Below are 25,186 nucleotides of genomic sequence, written 5' to 3' on the forward strand. Positions count from 1 at the left end.
GAAATGCTTAAGCTTCTTCTTTCGGCCGTTCGATGCGAATCACCTGCGGCTCGCCGAAGAGATAACCTTCCGACTTTATCGAGGCGACCGCCTTGCGCACGGATTCCTCCATCGTCGCATGGGTGACGAGGATGATCGTCTGGTGATGCGATGGGGCCAGGTGCTGCGTGGAGCGCTGGACGATCGATTCGAGCGAGATGTGGTTTTCCGCCATGCGGGTGGCGACGCTTGCAAAGACGCCGGTGCGGTCGAGCACAGTCAGGCGGATGAAATATCCGCCCTCGTGGCTCTGCATCTGTGCCTTGCGGTAAGGCTCCAGCGCCTTTGCGGGATGGCCAAGCACCGGCACGCGCTGAGCGCCCGGCTGGCTCTTGGCGATATCGGCGATATCGCCGAGCACGGACGAAGCCGTCGCTTTGCCGCCAGCGCCAGGGCCGACCATCAGCAGTTCGCCGAGTACGTCGGATTCAATTGCCACCGCATTGGTGACGCCGTCGACCTGGGCGATGACCGAATCGACCGGCACCATGGTTGGATGCACACGCTGCTCGATGCCGGTCTCCGTGCGCTGGGCGACGCCGAGCAGCTTGATGCGATAACCGAGCTCGGCGGCGGCGTGGATGTCCTCGATCGAGATATTGGTGATGCCTTCGAGATAGATGTCGTCGGCCGCGATGCGATTGCCGAAGGCAAGCGTCGTCAGAATAGCGAGCTTGTGGGCGGTATCGTTGCCCTCGATGTCGAAGGCGGGGTCGGCTTCGGCATAACCCAGCCGCTGCGCCTCCTTGAGGCATTCGGCGAAGGAAAGCCCCTCCTTCTCCATCTTGGTCAGGATGTAATTGCAGGTGCCGTTCATGATGCCGTAGATGCGCGAGACGGCGTTGCCCGTCAGCGATTCGCGCAGCGCCTTGATGACGGGGATGCCACCGGCGACCGCCGCCTCGAAATTCAACAGCGAGCCCTTCTCTTCCGCGATCGTCGCAAGCTCGACGCCGTGATAGGCGAGCAGCGCCTTGTTGGCTGTCACCACATGGAGACCACGCTGAAGTGCGGCGCGCACCGAGACGTTGGCAGCCCCTTCGGCGCCGCCCATCAGCTCGACGAAGACGTCGATATCACCCTTTTCGGCCAGATCCTCGGGCCGATCGAACCAGGTGACGCCGCAAAGATCGACGCCTCGATCCCGCGTCTTGTCGCGCGCGGAAACTGCGGTGATCGTAATCGGACGCCCGCAGGTGACGGCAAGCTCATTGCTCTTCTGCTGAATGATGCGGACAAGCGAGGCGCCAACGGTGCCTAAGCCCGCAATGCCGATTTTGAGGGCATCTGCCATGGATCGATCCTGAAATGTCTTGTGGCGGCAGCCGCCGAACGCGGCTGCCCAAGAGTTGGAATTAACGGTGGGCGTTGAGCGAGATGACGTTATGCATCGTCTCGTCTGCCGTCGACATGAACTTCTTGATGTTGCGCGCAGCCTGACGGATGCGGTGTTCATTCTCGACAAGCGCCAGACGGACATAGTCGTCGCCCATCTCGCCAAAGCCGATGCCCGGAGCAACGGCGACGTCGGCCTTCTCGACCAGCAGCTTGGAGAACTCAAGCGAACCGAGATGACGGAACTTTTCCGGGATCTTCGCCCAGGCGAACATGGTGGCTGCCGGGGGCGGCACTTCGAAGCCGGCCTTGCCGAAGCTTTCGACCATGACGTCGCGGCGGCGCTTATAGACGTTGCGAACTTCGGCAATGTCGGAGCCGTCGCCGTTCAGGGCATGCGTCGCCGCCACCTGAATCGGCGTGAAGGCGCCGTAATCGAGGTAGGATTTGACGCGGGTGAGCGCAGCGATCAGCCGCTCGTTGCCGACGGCAAAGCCCATGCGCCAGCCGGGCATGGAAAACGTCTTCGACATCGAGGTGAATTCGACCGTCACATCCATTGCGCCCGGCACTTCGAGAACCGACGGCGGCGGCGTGTCGTCGAAATAAATCTCCGAATAGGCAAGGTCGGACAGCACGATGATGTCGTGCTTCTTGGCGAAGGCGACGACGTCCTTGTAGAAATCGAGCGTCGCGACAAAGGCCGTCGGGTTCGAGGGATAGTTGAGGATCAGCGCCAGGGGCTTCGGGATCGAATGCCGGACAGCGCGCTCAAGCGGCGGAAAGAAGGTCTCGTCCGGCTCAACCGACATCGAGCGGATCACGCCACCGGCCATCAGGAAGCCGAAGGCGTGGATCGGATAGGTGGGATTCGGGCAAAGGATGACATCGCCGGGCGCGGTGATCGCCTGCGCCATATTGGCGAAGCCTTCCTTGGAGCCGAGGGTGGCGACCACCTGGGTATCCGGGTTGAGCTTGACCCCGAAACGGCGGGCATAATAGGCGGCCTGGGCACGGCGCAGGCCCGGTATGCCCTTGGACGAGGAGTAACGGTGCGTGCGCGGATCCTGTACGACCTCGCACAGCTTGTCGACGATCGCCTGGGGAGTCGGAAGGTCAGGGTTTCCCATGCCGAGATCGATGATATCGGCGCCGCCCGCTCGCGCGCTTGCTTTCAAACGGTTGACCTGTTCGAAAACATAAGGCGGCAAACGCCGGACTTTGTGAAACTCTTCCATTTCATTCCCCATGGAAAGGCGGCATTTTAAGCCGCGGTCGAAGTTCGTTCCGTCTTCCGGCGGCTGCGACACGAACTTCACAATCGCAGCGCCGTATTCATCAGACCCAAGCCAAGCGGCAAATCTTTGACGGAAAGGCCGCACAACCACGCATTATCGGGAAAATCGCATCTTCCGATCCATCCGGAAGGCTTTGCGTCCAAATTGCCTGAAAGGCAAGATCTATTTGGAGATTTCGGAGAGCGTCTGCGCGCCGTGCTCGGCAGCCAGGCGGCGCATTTCAGCGACCTTGGCCTGATATTCGGCTTCCGAGATCGTGCCGGCCTTGCGCCGGGCGGTAAGCGCGGTCAACTGATGCTGCAGTTCGGCCGCCTGCTCGTCGCTCATCTGGACATTGGCCGCCGTCAGCGGCGCGCCGAAATTCGGATAGCCGTCCGGTGATTTCGTCAGACCGCCCTCGACCGCCTCGCCCTTGGTTGCCGGCATGACGACGGCGGTCGGCGCCGCTCGCTTGGCGGCGGCTGCGGCTTTTTCCTCCGCCGTCAGATTGCATCCGGCAAGGGTCATCGCCGCCGCGGCGCAGATCAATGCGATGCGGTTGAAGGTTGCGATGCGCCGAATGCCGTTCTTGATCATGCCTCAAAATCCAGTTCTGATTGCCTCGACTGTTAAATTTGTCGCAGCCACAAAGCAATAGCACGAGCCGATGCGGGTGGAACTTGTTTTCTCGTTCGGTCACGATGTACAACAAACGGATAAAAAGAGTGCTGCCGCCGGAGGAAATGGTGACCGACAGCAAGCAGGAGCGTGGCGGCCAGAAGAATGGCGACAAGACCGGTTTCGACGCGACCGATCTCGAACCCTATCTGCTGAAGGATCCCGAGACCATGGCGATGAATTTCGCCCGGGCGCTCGAAAATCTCGGTCAGGCCGCCTCGGCCTGGCTTGCGCCGCGCGAACGCGGCGAGATCACCGAAACCGCCATCGATCCCATGACCGACATGGTCAAGACGCTTTCCAAGGTCACCGAATACTGGATTTCCGATCCCCGCCGCACCTTCGAGGCGCAGACTCAGCTGATGTCGTCCTTCTTCGGCATCTGGATGCGCTCGATGCAGCGCGTGCAGGGCACGCGCGGGATGCAGGGCGAGCCCCTGCCGCCCGAGCCCGACACCCGCAAGGACAAACGCTTTTCCGACGAGGATTGGCAGAAAAATCCGTTCTTCGATTTCCTCCGCCAGGTCTATTTCGTCACGAGCGATTGGGTTGACAAGCTGGTGTCGGAGACCGACGGCCTCGACGAGCACACCAAGCACAAGGCCGGATTCTACGTGAAGCAGATCACGGCAGCGCTTTCGCCGAGCAACTTCATCGCTACCAACCCGCAGCTTTACCGCGAGACGATCGCAAGCAACGGCGAAAACCTGGTGCGCGGCATGAAGATGCTCGCCGAGGACATCGCTGCCGGGAACGGCGAGCTTCGCCTTCGACAGACCGACATGACGAAATTCGCCGTTGGCCGCGACATGGCGCTGACCCCGGGAAAAGTCATCGCCCAGAACGATATCTGCCAGATCATCCAGTACGAAGCCTCGACCGAAACCGTGCTGAAGCGGCCACTCCTGATCTGCCCGCCCTGGATCAACAAGTTCTATATTCTCGACCTCAACCCGCAGAAATCCTTCATCAAATGGTGCGTAGACCAGGGCCAGACCGTTTTCGTCATATCCTGGGTCAATCCGGATGCGCGTCACGCCGAGAAGGACTGGGGGGCCTATGCCCGCGAGGGCGTCGATTTCGCGCTCGAGACGATCGAGAAGGCGACCGGCGAGAAGGACGTCAATGCCGTCGGCTACTGCGTCGGCGGCACGCTTCTGGCCGCGACACTGGCGCTGCACGCCAAGGAGAAAAACCGGCGCATCAAGACCGCGACGCTCTTCACCACTCAGGTTGATTTCACCCATGCCGGCGATCTCAAGGTCTTCGTCGACGAGGAGCAGCTTGCCGCGCTCGAAGAGCATATGAAGGCGACCGGCTATCTCGACGGCACGAAGATGTCGATGGCCTTCAACATGCTGCGCGCTTCCGAGCTGATCTGGCCTTATTTCGTCAACAGCTATCTCAAGGGCCAGGAGCCCCTGCCCTTCGACCTCTTGTTCTGGAACGCCGATTCGACGCGCATGGCGGCGGCAAACCACGCCTTCTACCTGCGAAACTGCTATCTGCGCAATGCGTTGACGCAGAACGAGATGATCCTCGACGGCAAGCGCGTATCGCTGAAGGATGTGAAGATCCCAATCTATAATCTCGCCACACGCGAGGACCACATCGCGCCCGCAAAATCGGTCTTCCTCGGCAGCCAGTTCTTCGGCGGCAAGGTGGAATTCGTCGTCACCGGCTCGGGACATATTGCCGGCGTCGTGAACCCGCCCGACAAGAAGAAATACCAGTTCTGGACGGGCGGCCCGGCCAAGGGCGACTATGAGACCTGGCTCGAGCGGGCCACCGAGACGCCGGGATCGTGGTGGCCGCATTGGCAGGCGTGGATCGAGACGCAGGACGGCAGACGCGTTGCGGCGCGCAAACCCGGCGGCGATGCGCTGAACGCGATCGAAGAAGCACCGGGAAGTTATGTGATGGAACGCACCTGAGACGCCGGCAGGCATCTCTTTTTGAGGCATCCCAAGAAACAGCGATATCGCGTAAACAAATTAGAAACCATAATTCGTCATCCTCGCGAAACAGTCGGAAGTCGCGGGCGGCCTAAATTCGGCCCCTTTGCGCCCTTACCGGCCCCGGCGAAGTTTTAGTCAGTCAGTGCCGCCGGCCTGCGTAGCGAGTTTGAAAGACGAGTGTAGTATGGCGTTTGCGGTAGGGACGTTGGATAACGTCGCCCCTCTTGGCGGATCTGCTTTGCGTTCGCGCAGATCTCGCGGTTTTCTTTACGGTGTCGTCGGCGCCGGGCTTTTAACCTCAACATGGCTGATCGCGACCTTGGCAACGATGCATTCGGTGGCCACGCCCTTTTCTCCACCCGATCGGCTGGCACAGATCGGGGCCGCCCCAAAGGTGGCGCCGTCAGCTCGCCTTGAGCGGTTGATCCATGTCGGCAAGGGTGACCGGCTGACAGCCTTCGACGCAAAGCCGAAGATGCCGCTGACGGCAAGCCTCATCCAGTCTCACGCCGAAAAGACTGCCGCCGCCGCAACGGCATTGGCAGCTCTTGCGAAAAGCAATCGGCTCGTCACGGCCGCCGAGCAACCGGTCGTCGCCGCGATTTCCGACAGTGCCAAGTTCCGCAAGGATGATGCGATCGCGCTGCCGCCGGTCGAACTCGCCTCGGCAGAGATTGAAGAAGACGACAGCAACCGGATCATCGTCCCGTCGAAGGAGGCCGTCGCCGCAGCCCAACTCCAGGCGATGCTGGTGCTTGCCGATGCAGACCCCCGGCAGATCGCGCCGGCCCCGATCGAGCCGATCGCGTCTCCTGTCAGGACCGCCTCAGTTCCTGCAACGGAATCAGCACCGGTGGTGGTCGCAACGGCAGAGGATCAACCCTTCGATCTCGTCCTGTCGCCCGACGCAGGTTCCGTGCCGTTGCCGATGGCGCGTCCGGACGGACTCATCGGCAAACCGGCGCCGGCCGCCAAGGGTGCGCAGCGCTCAGCTGGGCCGGCCCTGGCCTATGCCCAGCCGAACTCGCCGATCGTGGACGATGAGGACGATGCCGTGCCGCGTTACGACAAGCCGGTCTTCTCGCCGAAACTGCGGGCAGGCGTCGCGATCTACGACATCGAAAACAGCACCGTCTACCTGCCGAACGGCGAACGGCTGGAGGCTCATTCCGGTCTCGGAAAGATGCGCGACAACCCGCGCTACGTGGATAAGAAGATGCGCGGACCGACGCCGCCGCACACCTATGTCCTCACGATGCGCGAGGCCCTCTTTCACGGTGTCGAAGCGCTGCGTTTGACACCGGTGGAAGGCTCGGACGCCATCTTCGACCGCGTCGGCCTGCTCGCCCACACCTATATGCTCGGCAAGAACGGCGATTCCAACGGCTGCGTTTCCTTCAAGGATTACAAGCGCTTTCTGGCCGCTTACAAACGCGGCGAGATCAAGCAGCTCGTGGTGGTGCCGCGGCTGAACAACAAGCCCGCCTCGACGCTCGCCTCGCTGTTTTCGTCGCGCAGCTAGTTTAGAGCTTTTCCGGGTTAGATTGAATCATTCTGTTGGCTCAAACGGAGTCGGATGGTCGACCGGCCGGCGCGCGTCGTAGCCCAGCTCTACGGCCAAGCCGGCCGGTCGATCAGCCGGCCCGTTTCAGCCAACCCGAAGGGCCGGGCATGTTTCCGCCAGGATCAAAGGCGATCGGCTCGGACGTACCTTGGGGTATGCCCGTCGCCAATCGCCTTTGCCCTGACGAAAACCTGCTCCGGCAGAATGCTTCAATCTAACCCGGAAAAGCTCTGGGAGCAGGTGGGCAAGCAGCCGCTTGCCCCCGCAGCCCTACTTCAGCCAGACTGCTATCCGCTCCACCGCCTCGGCGATCTCGCCTTGCGAACCCGCATAGGAGAGACGCAATGTTCGATGTCCCTCCAGCGGATCGAAATCCAGGCCCGGCGTCGCCGCGACGTTGATTTCTGCGAGCATGCGTTTGGCAAAACCCATGCTGTCATTGGTGAAGCGCGAAACATCGATATAGGCGTAGAAGGCGCCGTCCATCGGCGAAGCGGGCGCAAGACCGATCCTGGGCAGGCGGTCGAGCAGCAGCGCGCGGTTTGCGGCGTAGCTCGCCTTGACATGATCAAGCTCTTCGCTTGCGCCAAGCGCGGCCACCGCTGCAATCTGGGAGAGCTCGGGCGGCGAGATATAGAGGCTCTGCGCCACCCGCTCGATCGGCCGCACCAGGCGCTCCGGCAGCACCATCCAGCCGATTCGCCAGCCAGTCATGCAGTAATATTTGGAGAAGGAGTTGATGACGACCGCCTCGTCGGTCAGCTCAAGCGCGCTCGCCTCCTCCCCAGCGAAAGTCAGCCCATGATAGATCTCATCCGAGATGAAGGCGATGGATTGGGCCGCGCAGTAATCCGCAAGCGCCTTCAACCCGTCACGGCCGGTCACCGTGCCGGTCGGGTTGGCGGGGCTTGCGAGCAGCACGCCTTTGAGCCTGACGCCGCTTTGCTGCTGCGCCGCCTCGAGGCTCTCAGGTGTCAGGGTGAAGTGGGTCTCGGCCGTCACCGGCACTTCGAGAACCTTCAGCCCAAGCGCGCCGAGAATATTGCGATAAGCGGGATAGCCCGGTCTCGCGATCGCCACGGCATCGCCGGCATCGAAAAGCGACAGAAAGGCAAGATTGAACCCTGCCGAGGAACCTGTGGTTATCGCGATGCGCTTGGGATCGATCTCCAGGCCGTGACGGTCCCTGTAGTGCCAGGCAAGTGCGGATTTCAGCCGCGCCGTCCCCAGCGCATCCGTATAACCGATCCGGCCTTCGACAAGGGCGGCGCGTGCCGCTTCGAGCGCAGCTCGAGGCGCGGGATGCGAGGGCTGGCCGACCGCCATCGAGATAACGGCGTGACCCGCTGCCCGCCGCTTCGTCGCCTCCGCCAACACATCCATGGCATGAAAAGGCTCGACTTCGCTGCGTTTCGATATGGAAAACAAGATCGCTTCTCGCTTGGCTTCTTCGCTGTTGGCCAGACAATTGCCGCATTAATCGGCTCATCACAATCCCGCGAGGGCGGTGCAGGGATGAAAATTCCTGTTTGAACAGAACTCGACGCACCGTACCTTGACGCGACGCGTTCAAGTCCATAACCCGGCGACGGTTTTCTCGACCAAGACCACATCGCCGATGACGAGGATATCATGGCCTTCTTCCCGAAAAACTTCACCGCACTGGCGCTTGCCGCATCGATCGCGATCCCGTTTCCGGCCGCAGCGCTCGACGATCAGCAGAAGAAGGAGTTCGGCGAATTCATCAAGCAATATCTGATCGAAAATCCGGAGATCATGCTCGACGTCCAGGAGGCGCTGCAGAAGAAGCAGGAAGCCGCGCGGCTGGTGAAGGCCAATATGGCGATCGAGGAGAACACCGCGAACATCTTCAATTCAAAGGATGACGTCACGCTCGGCAATCCCAAGGGCGATGTGACCGTCGTCGAATTCTTCGATTATAATTGCACCTACTGCCGTCACGCGCTTCCCGATATGCAGGCGATGCTGAAGAAGGACACGAACGTCCGCTTCGTACTCAAGGAATTCCCGATCCTCGGGCCGGATTCGGTTGCCGCCCACAAAGTGGCCGACGCTTTCCGCAGGCTGGCGCCTGCGAAATATGCCGATTTCCATATCGCCCTTCTCAGCAGCGAAGGCCGCGCCTCGGAAGAAAGCGCGATCGCCGTCGCAGGCTCTCTCGGCATCAGCGAAGACAAGATTCGTGCCGAGATGGCGAAGAGCCCGAACGATGGGATCGTTCAGGCGACCTATCAGCTTGCCTCCAGTCTCGGCATCAGCGGCACGCCCTCTTATGTCATCGGCAACGAGCTGGTCCCGGGCGCCGTCGGGCTCGACGATCTCGAAGCCAAGGTCAAGAACATGCGCAGCTGCGGCAAGACCGCCTGCTGAGGAATCAGACAGCCGACCGGCCGCTCATCAAACCGCCAGAATCGAAGCGTTGCAGCCATGTGGACAAATGTGGCGCGATTCCTGCCGGCCAACCCGTAAGGGCTTTCATTCAGCCCTCGCGGAGTCTATAGGTTGCCGTCGTGCATTTACGGAACATTCGATGACGCAAACGATTTTTGTCCTGAACGGGCCAAACCTGAACATGCTGGGCAAACGAGAGCCCGCGATTTATGGCGGCAAGACGCTCAAGGACATCGAGGCAGACTGCAAGGCAGCAGGGCGCGAGCTCGGCTTTGATATCGACTTCCGTCAGAGCAACCATGAAGGCACGCTCGTGGACTGGTTCCACGAGGCCGACGAAAAGGCCGCTGGCGTCGCCATCAATGCAGGCGCCTACACGCATACTTCAGTCGCGCTGCACGACGCGATCCGCGCTATTTCAATTCCCGTCATCGAACTTCACATATCCAACGTCCATGCACGGGAAGAATTTCGCCACGAGTCGATGATCGCGCCGGCATGCAAGGGCGTGATTTGCGGCTTCGGGCCTCACAGCTACATCCTGGCGCTCCATGCGCTGAAGAACATCACGGCATAAGAAGAAGACAGGGCAACACCATGGCTGAAAAGAAATCGGGTATCGATCAGGCACTGATCCGCGATCTCGCCAATATTCTCAACGAGACGGATCTGACGGAGATCGAGGTCGAGCAGGACGATTTGCGCATCCGCGTTTCGCGCGGCGGCACGCCGCAATACGTCCAGGCGCCGATCGCTGCACCGGCCTTTGCCGCTCCGGCAGCAGCCACCGCTCCGGCAGCGGCCGCTGCCGCACCCGCCGCAGCACCCGGCCGCAACCCGGCGAATGTCGTCAATGCGCCGATGGTCGGCACCGTCTATATGGCACCGGCTCCGGGCGCACGTCCCTTCATCGAAATCGGCGCCACCGTCAAGGAAGGCCAGACGCTCATCATCATCGAAGCGATGAAGACGATGAACCAGATTCCTTCGCCCAAGTCAGGCAAGGTGACCGAGATCCTCGTCGACGACGGACATCCCGTCGAATACGGCCAGGCCCTCGTCGTCATCGAATAGGCCCAAGCCCATGATTTCGAAAATCCTCATCGCCAATCGCGGGGAAATCGCCCTTCGCGTGCTTCGGGCCTGCAAGGAGCTCGGCATCGCATGCGTCGCGGTGCATTCCACCGCCGACGCCGATGCCATGCATGTGCGTCTTGCCGACGAAAGCGTGTGCATCGGTCCGCCCTCCTCGCGCGAGAGCTATCTCAACATCCACCAGATCGTCGCGGCCTGCGAGATCACCGGCGCCGACGCCGTGCATCCGGGCTACGGCTTCCTGTCCGAGAATGCCAAGTTCGCCGATATCCTCGAAGCGCACGGCATCACCTTCATCGGGCCGACGGCGGATCATATTCGTATCATGGGCGACAAGATCACCGCCAAGACGACGGCGCTGGAGCTTGGCATTCCCGTCGTTCCCGGCTCGGACGGCGAGGTGAAGACCGAGGAGGACGCGCTGCGGACGGCCGCCGAAATCGGCTATCCCGTGCTGATCAAGGCAACGGCCGGCGGCGGCGGGCGCGGCATGAAGGTCGCCAAGAGCGAGGCCGATCTGATCGAAGCCTGGTCGACGGCGCGCACTGAGGCGGCAGCCGCCTTCGGCAACGATGCCGTCTACATGGAAAAATATCTCGGCAAGCCGCGCCACATCGAAATCCAGGTGTTCGGTGACGGTGAAGGCAACGCCATTCATCTCGGCGAACGCGACTGCTCGCTGCAGCGCCGCCACCAGAAGGTCTGGGAAGAAGCGAATTCGCCTGCGCTCAATGTCGAGCAGCGCATGAAGATCGGCCAGATCTGCGCCGATGCCATGAAGAAGCTGAAATATCGCGGCGCCGGCACGATCGAATTCCTCTACGAGAACGGCGAGTTCTATTTCATCGAAATGAACACCCGCCTGCAGGTGGAGCATCCGATCACCGAAGCGATCACCGGCATCGACCTGGTGCACGAGCAGATCCGCGTCGCCTCCGGCGGCGGTCTCTCGGTGACGCAGGACGAGGTGCACTTCTCCGGCCATGCCATCGAATGCCGGATCAATGCCGAGGACGCGCGCACTTTCGTGCCCTCGCCCGGAACGATCACCCATTTCCATGCGCCGGGCGGCCTTGGCGTGCGCATCGATTCCGGCGCCTATCAGGGTTACAAGATCCCGCCTTATTACGACAGCCTCATCGGCAAGCTGATCGTGCACGGCCGCACCCGTGTCGAATGCATGATGCGCCTGCGCCGCGCCCTCGATGAATTCGTCGTCGACGGGATCAAGACGACGCTGCCGTTGTTCCAGGATCTCGTCTCCAACCAGGATATCGCCAACGGCGACTATGACATTCACTGGCTGGAACATTACCTCGCCAACACGCCGGCGGCATAGGACAGGAATGGCAGGATCGCGCAGGAAGTCACCAGGCATAACCCCTGATATCCTCCTGCGCGCCTATTCCATCGGCCTGTTTCCGATGGCCGAGTCCGCCGACGACCCGGAGATCTTCTGGGTCGAACCGGAATTGCGCGGCGTTCTGCCGCTCGATAATTTCCATATCTCGAAAAGTCTCGCCAAGACGGTGCGCAGGAAACCCTTCGACATCCGATTCGATCACGCGTTCGACCAGGTGATCGCGGCCTGCGCCGAGGAAACATCGGGGCGCCCGAGCACCTGGATCAACCAGACGATTCGGTCGCTTTATTCCACGCTGTTCGAAATCGGTCATGCCCATACCGTTGAAGCCTGGGACGGCGATCAACTGGTCGGCGGTCTCTACGGCGTCTCGCTTGGCTCGGCCTTCTTCGGCGAAAGCATGTTTTCACGCCGGACGGACGCCTCGAAAATCTGCCTTGTACACCTGGTCGACCGGCTGAGGGAAAAGGGCTTCACGCTGCTCGACACGCAGTTCACCACCGAGCACCTGAAGACGTTCGGAGCGATCGACGTGCCGAAGGCTGAATATGCGGTGCTGCTTGCCAGCGCGATGGAATCGCCACACCTGAAGTTTTGAGCGTGATCGTTTCCTCCTTGCGTTGCTTTTCGAGCCGAATTGAGTAGGTTTGGCCCTGCAACGGGGGATAGAATTTTGAAACGATATTTTGCGGCCGCAATCCTTTTCGCCTTGTTCACGGGTCAAGCCGAGGCACGCCCTTACCAGGAGATGTTCCCTGCCAGGGTTTTTTCGGACGCAGAAAAACCATTGCTGCAAAAGCTCGACTTTCAGCAGGGCGCGATCAAGCTGCCTGCTGCAAAGGCAACGCTGAACATCCCCGAAGGCTTCTACTATCTCAATTCCGCGGATACGAAGAAGGTGCTGGTCGATATCTGGGGAAATCCGCCGCAAGCGGCGGAGGGAACGATGGGGATGATCTTCCCGGCGAAATACGCGCCGACCGATGTCGAGGCGTGGGGTTCCATCGTCGAATACAGCGCCGACGGTTATGTCTCAGACGCCGACGCCGCCACGACCGATTACGATGAACTGCTGCAGAACATCAAGGATTCCATCCGCGAAAACAACGTCGAGCGCGAGAAGCAGGGTTTTCAAAAGATCACGCTTGTCGGCTGGGCCTCGACGCCGCATTACGACAAGTCTGCGCATGCGATGCATTGGGCGCGCGATCTGCTGTTCGGCGGTGATGCGCAAGCCCCGCATACGCTTAACTATTCCGTACGCGTTCTTGGCCGCCAAGGCGTATTCGAGTTCGATTTCGTTGCCGGCCTGAACCAGTTGAAGGAGATCGAGCAGGTCATTCCGACCGTCACGACGCTCGTGCAGTTCGACAAGGGAATGGCCTATACCGACTTCGTCGAAGGCGACAAGATCGCAGCCTACGGAATGGCCGGGATGATCGCCGCGGGTGCGGGCGCCAAGATCGCCGCAAAGGTGGGTCTCCTGGCGCTTGCCGCCGCCTTCCTGAAAAAGGCCGGCATCCTTATTGTCGTCGTGCTTGGCGGTGCGCTTCGGTTTGCCAAAGGTCTTTTCACCCGAAACAAGACACCCACGGCATAGGCTCGCGGCTTAACAAGGAGACGGCGCGGAAATTGTGAAGCTTTTTCGGAGCCTGTCCCAGCTGATATCAATCAGCGGGCTGTCGCCTTGTCCGGAGCCGGGACGTCCGAGCTTGTCTTGCAGTCCTTCAGCCAGACGTCGTAGATCGGATGCTCGACCGCATTGAGGCCGGGGCTGTCGGCAAACATCCAGCCGGTAAAGATGCGGCGGATCTTGCGGTCAAGGGTGATTTCGTCGACTTCGACAAAGCCGTCGATCTTCTGTGCTTCCGCCTGGTCGCGCGAATAGCAGGCCTTCGGCGTCACCTGCAGCGCGCCGAACTGTACCGTCTCATTGACATAGACATCGAACGTCGTGATGCGGCCGGTGATCTTGTCGAGGCCGGAGAAGACGGCAACCGGATTGTCGATGCGTGCGGCATGCGCCGCAACCGGTGGAAGCAGAGCCGAGAGCGCCAGCAGCGATCCGGCGCCACGCAGGACCATGTTCCGCGTGAAGAGCTTCATATGCACCCGTCTCCAGACGTTTTCGGTTCACGGCCACCGTCAAGCGCGGCCAACCTGCGGGTAAAGGTCAATTGTGGCCAAAAGCCGGGCTTGCGATCGCCCGGTCGAGCCGTCTCAGTTGCCGGGCGTCCAGGCGTCATAATCGCCGGTGACGCGCGGCCGCTCGCCGGGAACCGCGAGCGAGCCCGGCGGACGGTAAGCCTGCGGCGAACCGGTGAGGTTCGGACGATGCGCCTTCTGCCATTCCCTGGCGACGTAGTTTTCCTTGGACGGCGGAACATCGGTGCGATGATGCATCCAACCATGCCAGCCCGGCGGAATGGCGGAGGCTTCGGCATAGCCCTTGTAGATCACCCAGCGCTTCGGCAGACCATAGGAAGACATGCCGCCTTCATAATAGACGTTGCCGAATTCATCCTCGCCGACGCGCTTGCCAAAACGCCAGGTCGCAAAACGCGTGCCTATCGTCTGACTGTTCCACCAGGTGAAGATTTGAACCAGAAGATTCCGCATGTCTTTTCCTTGTGCCCGCCAGTACGGGCCAAACCAGAATTTAGCTCCTCGCTTATGCCGTCGCCAAGCCGAATTGTCCAGCGATTCCACGAGAGGCAGGGGTCATTTCAAGGCCATCTTGAAGCCGAGATGCGAAGGCTTGAAGCCAAGCCTTTCGTAGAAACGATGGGCATCCCTGCGTATGGCATTCGAGGTCAGCTGTACCAGCCGCACGCCGCCGCCTTTTGCCTCTGATATGGCGAATTCGATCATTCCAGTGCCGATGCCCTGCCCGCGCATGTCAGCCCGCGTCTGCACCGCCTCGATGATCATCGTCGAAGAACCACGGCCTGTCAGCGAGGTCGTGAGCATCATCTGGAACGTGCCGACGACTTCGCGGCCGCGCTCTGCGACATAAAGCGTCTGGTCGGGCGAAGCCTCGATGACGGCGAAGGCCCTGGCATAATCGGCAAAAGCCCCGGCAACCGTCGTATCGCCGTGACCGCCGAGAGCATCGGCGGCAAACAGCGCCACAAGCGCCGGCAGATCGTCGCTGCGCGCTTCGCGAATGAGAATATCGGACAATTCGACCGCCACGGGATCAATGCCCTTCCAGCGGTTTTTCGAAAATCAGCGAGGGAATGCCGGATTGTCCGGGCCCGCTGTTCTCATTGCGGCCGACTTCGGTGAAGCCATGCGCCCGGTAGAAGGCGATCGCCGCCGCATTCTGCGGCTCGACTTCCAGGCGCATGATCTCAGCATCCGGAAAGCAGGTTTCGAGCTCGGCGAAGACATCGCGGCCGATGCCCTGGCGCTGCAGCGACGGACTGACATAGAGGAGATGCAGCATGACCGTCTTCGTCAGCGCGTGCGACATCGCCGCATAACCCACGCCGCCGATGTTGCGGCCGTTATCGGCGACGAGGAACTCGGCGTCCCTGCGCACCAGCCGCGCCTTCAGCGCTGCCGGCGTAAAGAGATGGGCGATCAGATCGTCCACCTTTGTTTTGCCGTGGAGCTCGTCATAGGTGGCGTGAAAGCTCTCCGCCAGAAGGACGCGCACCTTCTCGAGGTCGCGCTCTCCGGCGGTGCGGACGAAATACACGGGCTATTCCTCGATGCCGAGCTTCGCCTTGACGAGCGCCTGGACCGCCTGCGGATTGGCCTTGCCGCCGGTCGCCTTCATCACCTGACCGACGAACCATGCCGCCATGGTCGGCTTCGCCTTGACCTTTTCGACCTGTTCGGGATTGGCGGCGATGATCTCGTCCACGGCCTTCTCGATGGCGCCGGTATCCGTCACCTGCTTCATCCCGCGCGATTCGACGATCTCGGCGGGATCGCCGCCCTCGGTCAGCACGATCTCGAAGAGATCCTTGGCGATCTTGCCGGAGATGGTCCCTGATTTGATGAGGTCGATGATGGCGCCGAGCTGAGCCGGCGACACCGGCGTCTGTTCGATGTCCTTGCCGGTACGGTTGAGCGCGCCGAGCAGGTCGTTGATCACCCAGTTTGCCGCCGTCTTGCCGTCGCGGCCGGCGGCCACGGCCTCGAAATAATCGGCGATTGCCTTTTCGGAAACCAGCACCGAGGCATCGTAGACCGACAGGCCGAGTTCACGCACGAAGCGCTCCTTCTTGTCGTCGGGCAGTTCCGGCAGATCGGCTTCGAGCGCCTTGATGAAGGCGTCGTCAAATTCGAGCGGCAGCAGATCCGGATCGGGGAAGTAGCGATAATCATGCGCGTCTTCCTTCGAGCGCATGGAGCGCGTCTCGCCCTTGTTCGGATCGAAGAGGCGTGTCTCCTGATCGATCGTGCCACCGTCTTCCAGAATGCCGATCTGGCGGCGCGCTTCGTATTCGATCGCCTGGCCGATGAAGCGGATCGAGTTGACGTTCTTGATTTCGCAGCGCGTGCCGAAAGCCTCGCCCGGACGGCGGACGGAGACGTTGACGTCGGCGCGCATCGAGCCTTCGTCCATGTTGCCGTCGCAAGTACCGAGGTAACGCACGATCGAACGCAGCTTGGTCATATAGGCCTTGGCCTCGTCGGACGAGCGCATGTCGGGCTTGGAGACGATCTCCATCAGCGCCACGCCGGACCGGTTGAGGTCGACATAGGACATGGTCGCGTGCTGGTCGTGCATCGACTTGCCGGCATCCTGTTCCAGGTGCAGGCGTTCGATGCCGATCTCGATATCCTCGAACTGGCCCTGGCGGTCCGGCCCGAGCGAAATGACGATCTTGCCCTCGCCGACGATCGGATCCTTGTACTGAGAAATCTGATAGCCCTGCGGCAGGTCGGGGTAGAAGTAGTTCTTGCGGTCGAAGACCGAACGCTTGTTGATCTCAGCTTTGAGGCCGAGACCGGTGCGCACGGCCTGCTTGACGCATTCCTCGTTGATGACGGGCAGCATGCCGGGCATGGCGGCATCGACCAGCGAAACATTCGAATTCTGCGGCTTGCCGAATTCCGTCGAAGCGCCGGAGAAGAGCTTCGAATTGGACAGCACCTGGGCATGGACTTCCATGCCGACGATGACTTCCCAGTCGCCGGTGGCGCCGGGGATGAAGCGTTTCGGATCAGGCGTGCGGACGTCGACAATGGTCATCTGATGCTCTTTGCAGGCTGTTCTTTTCCACTGGTGAGGTAAAGGAAATGGCATTCCGGTGCAAGGCTTTCCCCATTGCGGATCGCGGTTTGACGGGGCGACATTTGCCGCGGGTTAACCGGGGCATGGCAGTGTAGCCGCATGACCATGACCGACATCACCAAATTGATCGCACTGTTGCTGGCGCTGAACCTGATCGTCTTTTCGGTCTATTTCCTCGACAAGCAGGCGGCGCGCCAGGGCGGATGGCGCATCAGCGAGCGTACGCTTCTGATCCTTGCGCTGATCGGCGGTAGCCTCGGCGCGGTGGCGGCACAGCAGTTCCTGCGCCACAAAACGAGGAAGGAGCCGTTCCGGTCGATCCTGACGGCGATCCTGATCCTCCACGGCGCCTTGGCTACGGCGCTGGCCTTCGCGCCGCTATGGGCCCCTCGCCTTCATCTGAATTTTTGAAACCTCAGAATTCCTGCCCGTAGCCGCCTTGGCTCTCCGAAACCAGCGGCTTCGTCAGCCCGACAGAGGGCACGTCTCGGTCAAGCTTCGGATTATAGGCGACCGACAGCCAGTGGATACCGTAACCGTGCTTCCGAAAAAAGCCGATTGCCTCGCTATTGCCGGAATGGGTCTGCACCGCCGCCGTCTCGAAGCCTCGGCCGGCGATATCCTTCTCGATGCGTTCGAGAAGGGCTGAGCCGAGTCCCTGCCGGGTGAAGACGGGATCGATCCAGAAATCCGAGATGGTTTCGTCCAATCCCTCGCGTGCAGCCCAGCCTGCGACCTGGCCGTTCTGCTCGATGACGGTGATTGTCAGCCAGTCGTTCTCCACGAAGTTGCGAAAGGCGTTGCGCGCCGCGTCGATCATCGCATCCGATTCGCCAATCGACGCCATCGCCTTTTGCCAGGCCCTGAGCCCGATCTCGCTCAACAGTTCCGCTTCCCCGTCGCGGGCATTGCGAATGTGGATCAACGACACCTCCGCGTTACCCCTCCAACTAGAGCACTGAGTCGCGGAATTTACCAGTAGCTGCAAAGGGATGATCAACCGAAACCAAGGTTTTCGACCAGTTTTCACCGACAGCGATGCGCTTGACCGCTTTTTCGGGGCTGAATAATAGATATTTTATGTTGAGCCTGCCTGAGACCCGGTAAAGGCCCTGCCCGCAAGTTTTCTTGCGCGCATGGGCCCGAAAAAACGAAGCCCTGACGTTCGAATGAGCGCCAGATCGTTTTTGTGCGCGCCTAAGGCGCGATACCGGATCTCACAACATGGACATTTCCCGCACGGAGCAGCGCATCCTGCATCTGATGGCCCAAGGCGGCCGCATCGAAATTACCCGCGACGACTACAGAAAGATCGAAAACGTCAGTTGCTTCACCCGCGACGGCTGGCTCTATCCCGGCGTCGACCTCGATCTCTTCCGCAGGCTGAAGCGGCTGAAGGCGATCAAGTCTTCAGGCGGCCAACCCTACCGGATTACCGAACGAGGGCTGAGACTGGTCAGGTCGCAGCTGGACAATAGATAGGGTCAGGCGACCGACGCGCTCTGACCGTGCCTCAGACCGCGCGTTCAGGGTTGAGCGTAAGCGGAGTTTTGATCGCACCTTCCGGATCAGTGTCTGATTGACGATGTTGAGCTCGAACGAGGGCTTAGACATGTCGTTTTGATTCCAATACAGTCGAACGATCCTCAACGCCAATTGCTCTCAATCGTAAGAATGCGCTCTTAACCGGTTCCGGCACAGGAGCCGAACATTGGCGACCATTGCCTCGTTCATCAAAACGGCAAAGCTCATCGGCGTCGATGGCCTATCTGGCAGACGTGGTTACCAGGATCATCAATCGCCACACCAACAGCCAAATCGATGCCCTGGTTTACAGGATAAGGGAAAAGAGAGTTAAATTCGGCTTTAGCTTTCGCTAAGGAGCGCTTCATCAAACCATACGTCCTCATAGTCCCCGTCGATCAAGAAACGCCATCCCGGGGCAAGGCCAAGATATTGTTCAACGATCGGAGCCCAATCAGCCAAGTGACTGATATGAAGCGGACTGAAAAAATCATCCGCAAAAGAGTATTCACCTGCCCAGATGTACCAACCAGTTGTGTTTCCTACTACTGGGTGCCGGAGGCCATTAATCGGCCGAAAGCCAGATTTAACATTGCGAGCAATTCCGACAATTTGATGAGGCAGCGGAGCGACAAGTGGGGAGCCATAGCGATCGCAGATCTCCTTCTGGGCTATTGCAAGGCTCTTATTCAAATCCATTTTCCTTTTTCATCTGACGAGAAAAATTGCTTAAGTATCCGCCTTGTTTAGCAGAGCAGATAACACACTGTGGCTGAACCGATTTTATATCTCGCATCCGCGTTTTGTCGATTGATCCATTTTCATAATATTCTATTACGAGGGATTTGATATGATCGGCGATCATTTTTCCACCTGCGGCCCCACACTCAACACATGATTTACCTTGAACAAAGGTTCTTTGCTTTGGCGTAGTGGCATTCGAGGGGCGAGCGTATGCTTTTGTGGCTGGAGATTTGAACGTTCCCATCGACATGGGTGCGCCAATTCCGATGCCTTTGATATCGACGCCATGCATTTCTTTGTTAAAGAAACCGGCCGACGGGCTAAGAATATGTTTCTCCAGTTGCTCATCCATTTGATGCCGCTGGAACTCAAAGTTGCTGGCTTCACCTTCTTCTTCTACATCCGGCTCGTCACCGAATAGGCCGCCTGCAAACGACCTGCTGCCAGCTGTCGCTCCGGCGTTCAGACTGACGTTGATTTCAGATTTCAAGCCATCATCAGCGCGGGACAAGCGTCCATTAAGCGGCTCGGTGCTGCGCTGTCCCCAACTGTCTGAGTAATTGATCGAATGCCCATTCGGATCGGACTTATTGACCGGATCATTTTCGGAGTAGCTGTAGCGGTTTGTGCCGACGCCTTCCTTGGTCGGGTCCCAGTCATCCGGCGAGACGAACCGCCCGAAGGCCGGATCGTAGTATCTGGCATTGAGGTACATCAGCCCGGTTTCGGCATCGAAGCGTTCGCCGATATAGCTCTTCTTGGTCTGGAAGCTGGTGTTGGTGGCTTCGCCATAGGCGGCATAGCCGGTCTGCTCGACCCGGTAGCCGCTTTCGTTGGTCACCTGCCGCACCGAGGCGAGATGATCGCGGTGCAGGAAGAACTTGTCCTGCTCGGTGCTGCCTGATGTGACGACGATCTTGGCGTCTGGATGCGGATAAAGGGTGTAGATGTCGGTGCCGGGCGTCGAGCGGTCGATCTCGACATTGGCGTCGGGATAGAGGGTCGTGCCGAAGCCCCAGCTCTTCTTCACCCGGGCGCCGTCCGGGCCATAGGCGAAGCTCACCGTGGCGCCGTCCTGGGTGACGCTCGCCAGCCGGTTGGCGCCGTCCCAGCTCAGCGTGCGGCTACCATCCGAGACCATGTTGCCGTTGGCGTCATAGTCGATGGTCTTGGCACCGATCTGCGTTGCCGCATGCGGGCGGATCGCCGATGCCGTCGTCGGATAGACATAGCTGCCGACCCGCGTGCGGGAGAGAAGATTGTGATTGGTGTCGTAGCTGTAGGTCTCGTCGAGGCTGTTGTCGCCGGCATTGTCGGCGCCGGTCAGGCGAGAGAGATCGTCATAGCCATAGGTCCAGTTGTCGTTGGCTGCCAGGCCGGTGATGGTCTTGATCCGGCCGAGTTTGTCACGGCTGTACTGATTGTCCATCAGCACCGTCGTGCCCTTCGCCGTCGTCACCCGCTCCAGCCAGCGTCGCGTCGGCGAATAGGCGAAGGTCGTCTTTACGCCATTGATGTAATTGATCGTCTGCGTCTGGCCGTCGGCCTCGTAGCTGGTCGAGTCGATCAGTCCCGGGATCCTGGAAAGCAGGTCGGCGTCGTTATAGAGCCAGGGCAAGGTCCGCTTGCCGACGACGATGTTGGCAGGCTGATAACCGATCGCCGTGGTCTTGCCGGTCGGGCCATGCTCGACGGTGGTCGTGCTCGCCACGCCGTCGATGACCGCCCGGGTGATGACCTTGTCGCCGGCACCGTTATAGAAACGGGTGTAGGTCAGCGTCGCATTGGCGTTCTCGGCCTTGGTCAGCATGCCGGCATTGTGCGACGAACCGGTGGCGGCCGGCTCGTCATAGCTGTTCTCAGCCAGCAGGGTCGGCACCGTCGCACCCGGTTCCGTCACCTCCTTGCGGGTGACCCGGCCCATCTGGTCGTAGGCGATCGTCGTCACCGCGCCGCGCGCATCCGTCTGGCGGATCAGCCGGCCGGCATCATCATAGGCATAGGACCAGTTGCCGAGATCCGGATCGCTTGCCGTCAGCCGGTTGCCGAGCAGGTCGTAGGTATAGGTCCATTGCGCGCCCTTCGGGTCGCGCACCCCCAGCAGACGGCCGAGCGGGTCGTAGCTGCGGTTTTCCGTGACCCAGTTCGCGCCGAGCTGCGACTGCAGGGCAATGACATTGCCGTCCGCATCGGCATAGCTGCGATGCGGATGGTTTTCCTCGTCGGTCATGACCGTTAGCGACACCGGCAGCCTGGTGACGTCGGTCACAAGTGCCGACTGCGCCGCATATTGATAGAGCTTCTGGCTGGTGTCGGGATTGACCTGCTTGATCACCCGGTCCTGCCAGTCATAGCTGTTGGTCGTCCATTGTATCGTCTCAGGCTCGGTCGCGGCGGCCTTGAATCGGACAAGTGATGTCTTCTGCACGTTCCCACGCGCATCATAGGCGGTCTCGGTGATGCGAACCGGTCCGGTGGCAGACGCCCCGGGCGTCTCCACCTGCCAGGGCCGGCCGAGGCCGTCATAATAGGTGCGGCTGAAGACCTCGCCTGTCCCGTTGGTCCGCGGCGAAGAGGTCACCACCGCCTGTGTCGTCGGGCTGCCCTCGTTCTCATAGCGGGTGTTGAGGTAATTGCCCGATCCGGCATTCACATAGCCATAGGGCCGGCAATAGGCGTCATAGGTGAAGGTCTCGACGATGCCGTTCCAGTCGGTCTTCGTCGCCGGCAGCCCGCAGACCAGATCGTAGGTGGTCGTGCTGGTGAAGCGGCTGTCACCCGTCAGGGCGCCATTGGCGAAGTAGCGCGGCGCCCGTTCCGCCACCGGGTAAAGATGATAGGTGGCGTCGTAGTCCCATTCGCTGCGGTTGCCGAGCGCATCGGTCTCGGCAATCCGGTTGCCGTAGGCATCGTAAGCGTAGCTGGTCGGCGACACCCGCGGTGTGCTGCCGACGCTCATATAGGCAAGCTTCTGCGTCAGGTTGCCCTTGACCGGCGGCGTCGCAACCGCCGTCGCATCGTCATAGAGATATTCCTCTTTGCTGCCGATCGGCGACGCGGCATCGACACCGAGACGAACCGTCTTCGAAGTCGGTAGCGAGACGATGTAAGCGGAGGTGTTTGGCGCATAGGTGAAGGTCGTCGTCTTCTCGTCGCCGGTGGTGTTGACATTCTCCGTGCCGGCGGCATCCACCGTGCGGCCGCGATCCTTAATCCCGGTCACATTGCCATAGGCATCGAAGCTGCGCTCCGTCCGCAGGTAGGCCGTCGTGCCCCCCTCCGTCAGCTTCGTCGTCGTCGCAATATGCCTAAACGAATAGGGCTTTGTATCGATCTGGAACGAATAGTCCTCGGTAATTTGCTTGGAGTTTCCCTTGGCATCACTTCTCAACACAACCCACGGTCGCCCGTAACTTGCACGATCTCTGCGATAAGATGTTTTTACGGTAGGGCGAGCCGCCTCTCCTGAAGCCTGCGGCAGGGTTTTGACCATAGCGCCAAAAGTATAAAACCTGCGCAGATCGAAACTATAGAGGGCATCTGAGAAGGCGTAGTCGGTATTGCTTACGTTCCCCTTTCCGTCGTTGACGCTGATCCTGCTGACAGTATGCATCAATGGCATATCAGCACCAGGCAGCGCTGACGACGGCTTATAATCGACCGAAACCGTAGCCCCGGTTTCAAGAGTCATGCTGCGCAGGAGGTTGGGGTTGCCGGTTCCGGCGATGGAGAGCAACACACCGGTCCGAGAATTCAAAAAATCCGGCAAACCGTCGCCATTGAAATCGCCGGAAATATTGGATCCCGAAATCGCCAACGGAGACTGAACCAATCGGGTGCCCGAGGGCTCGAACCATACTCCCCAGGCATAGGTCGTTCTATAAGGATTTGCTTGCGTCGCGCCCTCAGCAAGCAGGATGTCGGTCATGCCGTCATTATCGAAATCGCGCAACAACGGCGAACCTGAAAATGACGCATTCTGTATAAATGCTTCGTAATCGCGCCCTGTCCATAGCCAGATCGATAGGCCGCTGTACTTCCCATTCGAGAAGGACGTGTTCTGCACGAGGTCTGCGGCTCCATCGCCGTTGACATCGGCGAGAGCACAAACTCTGTTGCGGCAATCGATCGACGCATCCCGGATGTTGGCCCAGCTGCCGCCGGTATAACTCAGGACTTTCGTAATCGAGGATGCGCCGCCGATGACGGCACCCTGCCGACCGTTCCCGAGCAGGTCGGCTGGCCCCACAATGTATCCACCGCTGCCGCCCAAGAACGAGGAAGTGAATTTGAAAAGCTGATCAACGCCATTTCCATCAGGATCGGCCACGAATGATTGGCTCTGAGAAAATGGATCGGTAGACGGGCTAGAAACGGAGGGCAGCGCGGCGCACATTGCCGTATAGGAAGAGTTGGTGCATCTTCCGTCAGAGACCGACTGATCCCAGGCCGTGCCAACCACATCGTTCAATGTTTTATAGCCCGAACTGTCGGCGGTTATCGAGCTGTAAGGAATGTCCTTAACGCTTGGGAAGTATCGCCCTGGAAAAGAAAGAAGATGGACTGTAGCGCCATAATCCGCTCGCGATATACTTCTTGGATATACTGAGCGGCCATCCGACCCAAACGAATTAACTGTCATGGTCCAGGAATACGTGTAGGAAAATCCCGAACTGTCCTGTTCCTTGATCGCCCTTTTCGTCGCCCGATTTATTAACAGCTCATCCCTGGCGTCCAGATTCATGTCCGTCGTGGCAAATGTCTCGACGTTTGTGAATGTTTCATATTTGGAAGGATCACCATTGGTTCGGGGCGCGGTAAACAGATTTGGGGCATAATCGTAGCTATAGCTTAGATTGTGATAGGCCATCTTGCGGATTGGCTTATGCGCTGGCCCCGAAAGAGTGCCGTCAGAAGCGATAACGGCGTCGCTGCCGTAGCGTTCGACCTGGATCAACCGGGATCTGTTGGAGAATGGCGCCTGGTTGTATGAAAGCCCATAGGCCGCCTGCAGTTGGCCATTGACCTCGACAGCAATCGTCTTGATCCGGTTTTTGGTATAGGAGAAACGATGGCCGTTGGCCATGATGATCTGGTCAGGCCGAGCTTCATAGCGGAACCGGATGACGGTATCGCCATACGACACTGTACTGGGATAGCAGACAAACAGGTCGGGGCACGTGTAGGCATATGCAACCGTATTGCCATTCGTGTCGCTGACGGAAGTGAGCAACCAGCGAGAACTATTATAAAGATCAGAAAGCGCCCCCGGAGCAGGGTTTGCGTTTGTTATCGCAGTCAGCGATTTGAATGTCAGTCTGACGCCATCGGGATTGGTGACGATCCATTCGTTGGCAGAAGAAGAATCGCGAGCGATGCGGCGATTGCTTTCCACCTCTGTGGCATGCGTGCCGCCGGTCGAGCATGACGGGGAAACCGTGTTTGTCCCGCAAGGGACGAGTTCCTCGCCGTTCAACAGGTAAATATCACTCGAATTGAATGCCGGCAGACCTTGGCCGATGCTGGCACGCTCAATCACGTCGAAGCCTTTGAGCCCCCAACCGTGACCCAACCAGCCCTGATAGAGCCCGCCGAGCTTCGTCTTTCGCGATGAGATATACTGAAGTGCGATTTCCGGCTGAATGCCATGAAAAGCCGGGGTTTCGATTCCGATTTCCTCGTTGAACGTGCCGGAGCCGGAAACCTCCGGTATCGGCGTCGTCGCACGCGCCGATGTGCCGACAGGCGGCGCATCCGGATCGACCGCCGCTGCAGCGGCAATCGCTGTAGCAGACGATGTCGCAGCTTTCGCTTTTACGCTAGTGGTCGGCGCTTCGCTTTCGGTCGCATCCTCGGCGGTATCGTCAGCCGGCGCCACGCCAGCCTTGCCGAGACCGGTTCGGTCGACAGCCCTGTCGGGCTCAGGAGCCGCCGCTGTAGGATCGG

At 59.9% G+C, this 25,186-nt stretch carries 22 protein-coding genes; 10 read left to right on the forward strand and 12 right to left on the reverse strand.

All coding sequences use genetic code 11. From position 1 onward, the window contains the following. Positions 1-7: 7 nt before the first annotated feature. The 3 genes from J7U39_RS09840 to J7U39_RS09850 form a co-directional block, all read right to left on the reverse strand. Positions 8-1,333 carry a homoserine dehydrogenase gene (locus J7U39_RS09840; protein WP_210631538.1) on the reverse strand — a complete coding sequence of 442 codons (1,326 nt, stop codon included), beginning with the start codon at positions 1,331-1,333 and terminating at the stop codon, positions 8-10. Between the two features lie 61 nt (positions 1,334-1,394). Beyond that, complete coding sequence (locus tag J7U39_RS09845; protein ID WP_210631539.1) at positions 1,395-2,612, reverse strand: LL-diaminopimelate aminotransferase; 1,218 nt, start codon at positions 2,610-2,612, stop codon at positions 1,395-1,397. 222 nt (positions 2,613-2,834) lie between these two features. Then, the gene (locus J7U39_RS09850; protein WP_210631540.1) at positions 2,835-3,248 is read right to left on the reverse strand and encodes a hypothetical protein; all 414 of its coding nucleotides are present in this window, start codon (positions 3,246-3,248) and stop codon (positions 2,835-2,837) included. A 146-nt stretch (positions 3,249-3,394) separates the two neighbouring features. Between J7U39_RS09850 and phaC the strand changes: the two genes are divergently transcribed. Then, positions 3,395-5,263, forward strand: a complete 1,869-nt coding sequence (phaC, locus tag J7U39_RS09855) for a class I poly(R)-hydroxyalkanoic acid synthase (protein ID WP_221102542.1) — start codon at positions 3,395-3,397, stop codon at positions 5,261-5,263. A 208-nt stretch (positions 5,264-5,471) separates the two neighbouring features. Beyond that, a complete protein-coding gene (locus J7U39_RS09860) occupies positions 5,472-6,809 on the forward strand; it encodes a DUF2778 domain-containing protein (RefSeq protein WP_210631541.1) in 1,338 nt (445 codons plus the stop codon). 312 nt (positions 6,810-7,121) lie between these two features. Here the strand turns inward: J7U39_RS09860 and J7U39_RS09865 are convergent, their stop codons facing one another. After that, entirely contained in the window at positions 7,122-8,279 is a 1,158-nt protein-coding gene (locus J7U39_RS09865; RefSeq protein WP_210631542.1) for an aminotransferase class I/II-fold pyridoxal phosphate-dependent enzyme, read from the reverse strand. Positions 8,280-8,483: 204 nt separating this feature from the next. On the opposite strand from J7U39_RS09865, the gene J7U39_RS09870 reads away from it, so the two are divergent. From J7U39_RS09870 to J7U39_RS09895, 6 genes are all read left to right on the forward strand, one after another. Further along, on the forward strand, positions 8,484-9,242 hold the full coding sequence (locus J7U39_RS09870; RefSeq protein ID WP_210631543.1) for a DsbA family protein: 759 nt from the start codon (positions 8,484-8,486) through the stop codon (positions 9,240-9,242). 160 nt (positions 9,243-9,402) lie between these two features. After that, positions 9,403-9,840: a type II 3-dehydroquinate dehydratase gene (gene aroQ, locus J7U39_RS09875; protein WP_210631544.1), complete on the forward strand. Its 438-nt coding sequence runs from the start codon at positions 9,403-9,405 to the stop codon at positions 9,838-9,840. A gap of 20 nt (positions 9,841-9,860) precedes the next feature. Beyond that, positions 9,861-10,337 carry an acetyl-CoA carboxylase biotin carboxyl carrier protein gene (gene accB / locus J7U39_RS09880; protein ID WP_210631545.1) on the forward strand — a complete coding sequence of 159 codons (477 nt, stop codon included), beginning with the start codon at positions 9,861-9,863 and terminating at the stop codon, positions 10,335-10,337. Between the two features lie 10 nt (positions 10,338-10,347). Beyond that, the gene (accC, locus tag J7U39_RS09885) at positions 10,348-11,697 is read left to right on the forward strand and encodes an acetyl-CoA carboxylase biotin carboxylase subunit (RefSeq protein WP_210631546.1); all 1,350 of its coding nucleotides are present in this window, start codon (positions 10,348-10,350) and stop codon (positions 11,695-11,697) included. Between the two features lie 7 nt (positions 11,698-11,704). After that, a complete protein-coding gene (gene aat, locus J7U39_RS09890) occupies positions 11,705-12,319 on the forward strand; it encodes a leucyl/phenylalanyl-tRNA--protein transferase (RefSeq protein WP_210631547.1) in 615 nt (204 codons plus the stop codon). Between the two features lie 75 nt (positions 12,320-12,394). After that, positions 12,395-13,321: a DUF2167 domain-containing protein gene (locus J7U39_RS09895; protein ID WP_210631548.1), complete on the forward strand. Its 927-nt coding sequence runs from the start codon at positions 12,395-12,397 to the stop codon at positions 13,319-13,321. A 71-nt stretch (positions 13,322-13,392) separates the two neighbouring features. Here the strand turns inward: J7U39_RS09895 and J7U39_RS09900 are convergent, their stop codons facing one another. The 5 genes from J7U39_RS09900 to gatB form a co-directional block, all read right to left on the reverse strand. Beyond that, complete coding sequence (locus J7U39_RS09900; protein ID WP_210631549.1) at positions 13,393-13,827, reverse strand: DUF2155 domain-containing protein; 435 nt, start codon at positions 13,825-13,827, stop codon at positions 13,393-13,395. 114 nt (positions 13,828-13,941) lie between these two features. After that, positions 13,942-14,340, reverse strand: coding sequence for an NADH:ubiquinone oxidoreductase subunit NDUFA12 (locus J7U39_RS09905; protein WP_064712858.1), 399 nt, complete (start codon positions 14,338-14,340; stop codon positions 13,942-13,944). A gap of 102 nt (positions 14,341-14,442) precedes the next feature. Then, positions 14,443-14,916: a GNAT family N-acetyltransferase gene (locus J7U39_RS09910; protein ID WP_210631550.1), complete on the reverse strand. Its 474-nt coding sequence runs from the start codon at positions 14,914-14,916 to the stop codon at positions 14,443-14,445. Between the two features lie 4 nt (positions 14,917-14,920). Continuing rightward, positions 14,921-15,424 carry a GNAT family N-acetyltransferase gene (locus J7U39_RS09915; protein WP_210631551.1) on the reverse strand — a complete coding sequence of 168 codons (504 nt, stop codon included), beginning with the start codon at positions 15,422-15,424 and terminating at the stop codon, positions 14,921-14,923. Positions 15,425-15,427: 3 nt separating this feature from the next. Next, complete coding sequence (gene gatB, locus J7U39_RS09920; protein WP_210631552.1) at positions 15,428-16,930, reverse strand: Asp-tRNA(Asn)/Glu-tRNA(Gln) amidotransferase subunit GatB; 1,503 nt, start codon at positions 16,928-16,930, stop codon at positions 15,428-15,430. 141 nt (positions 16,931-17,071) lie between these two features. On the opposite strand from gatB, the gene J7U39_RS09925 reads away from it, so the two are divergent. Further along, entirely contained in the window at positions 17,072-17,383 is a 312-nt protein-coding gene (locus tag J7U39_RS09925; RefSeq protein WP_210631553.1) for a DUF1294 domain-containing protein, read from the forward strand. A 4-nt stretch (positions 17,384-17,387) separates the two neighbouring features. Here J7U39_RS09925 and J7U39_RS09930 read toward each other — a convergent pair whose 3' ends face one another. Further along, on the reverse strand, positions 17,388-17,897 hold the full coding sequence (locus J7U39_RS09930) for a GNAT family N-acetyltransferase (protein ID WP_210631554.1): 510 nt from the start codon (positions 17,895-17,897) through the stop codon (positions 17,388-17,390). Between the two features lie 299 nt (positions 17,898-18,196). On the opposite strand from J7U39_RS09930, the gene J7U39_RS09935 reads away from it, so the two are divergent. Next, on the forward strand, positions 18,197-18,454 hold the full coding sequence (locus J7U39_RS09935; RefSeq protein ID WP_210631555.1) for a YjhX family toxin: 258 nt from the start codon (positions 18,197-18,199) through the stop codon (positions 18,452-18,454). Positions 18,455-18,838: 384 nt separating this feature from the next. On the opposite strand, the gene J7U39_RS09940 is transcribed toward J7U39_RS09935, so the two are convergent. Continuing rightward, positions 18,839-19,195 carry a hypothetical protein gene (locus tag J7U39_RS09940; RefSeq protein WP_210631556.1) on the reverse strand — a complete coding sequence of 119 codons (357 nt, stop codon included), beginning with the start codon at positions 19,193-19,195 and terminating at the stop codon, positions 18,839-18,841. Beyond that, positions 19,182-25,118 (reverse strand): RHS repeat-associated core domain-containing protein, encoded by a 5,937-nt coding sequence (locus J7U39_RS09945; RefSeq protein ID WP_210631557.1) that lies wholly within the window; start codon positions 25,116-25,118, stop codon positions 19,182-19,184. The genes J7U39_RS09940 and J7U39_RS09945 overlap by 14 nt, the downstream gene beginning before the upstream one ends. Positions 25,119-25,186: the final 68 nt, after the last annotated feature.

Origin of the sequence: Rhizobium sp. NLR16a (genome assembly GCF_017948245.1) — a bacterium.
In the GTDB taxonomy this organism is placed as follows: Bacteria; Pseudomonadota; Alphaproteobacteria; order Rhizobiales; family Rhizobiaceae; genus Rhizobium.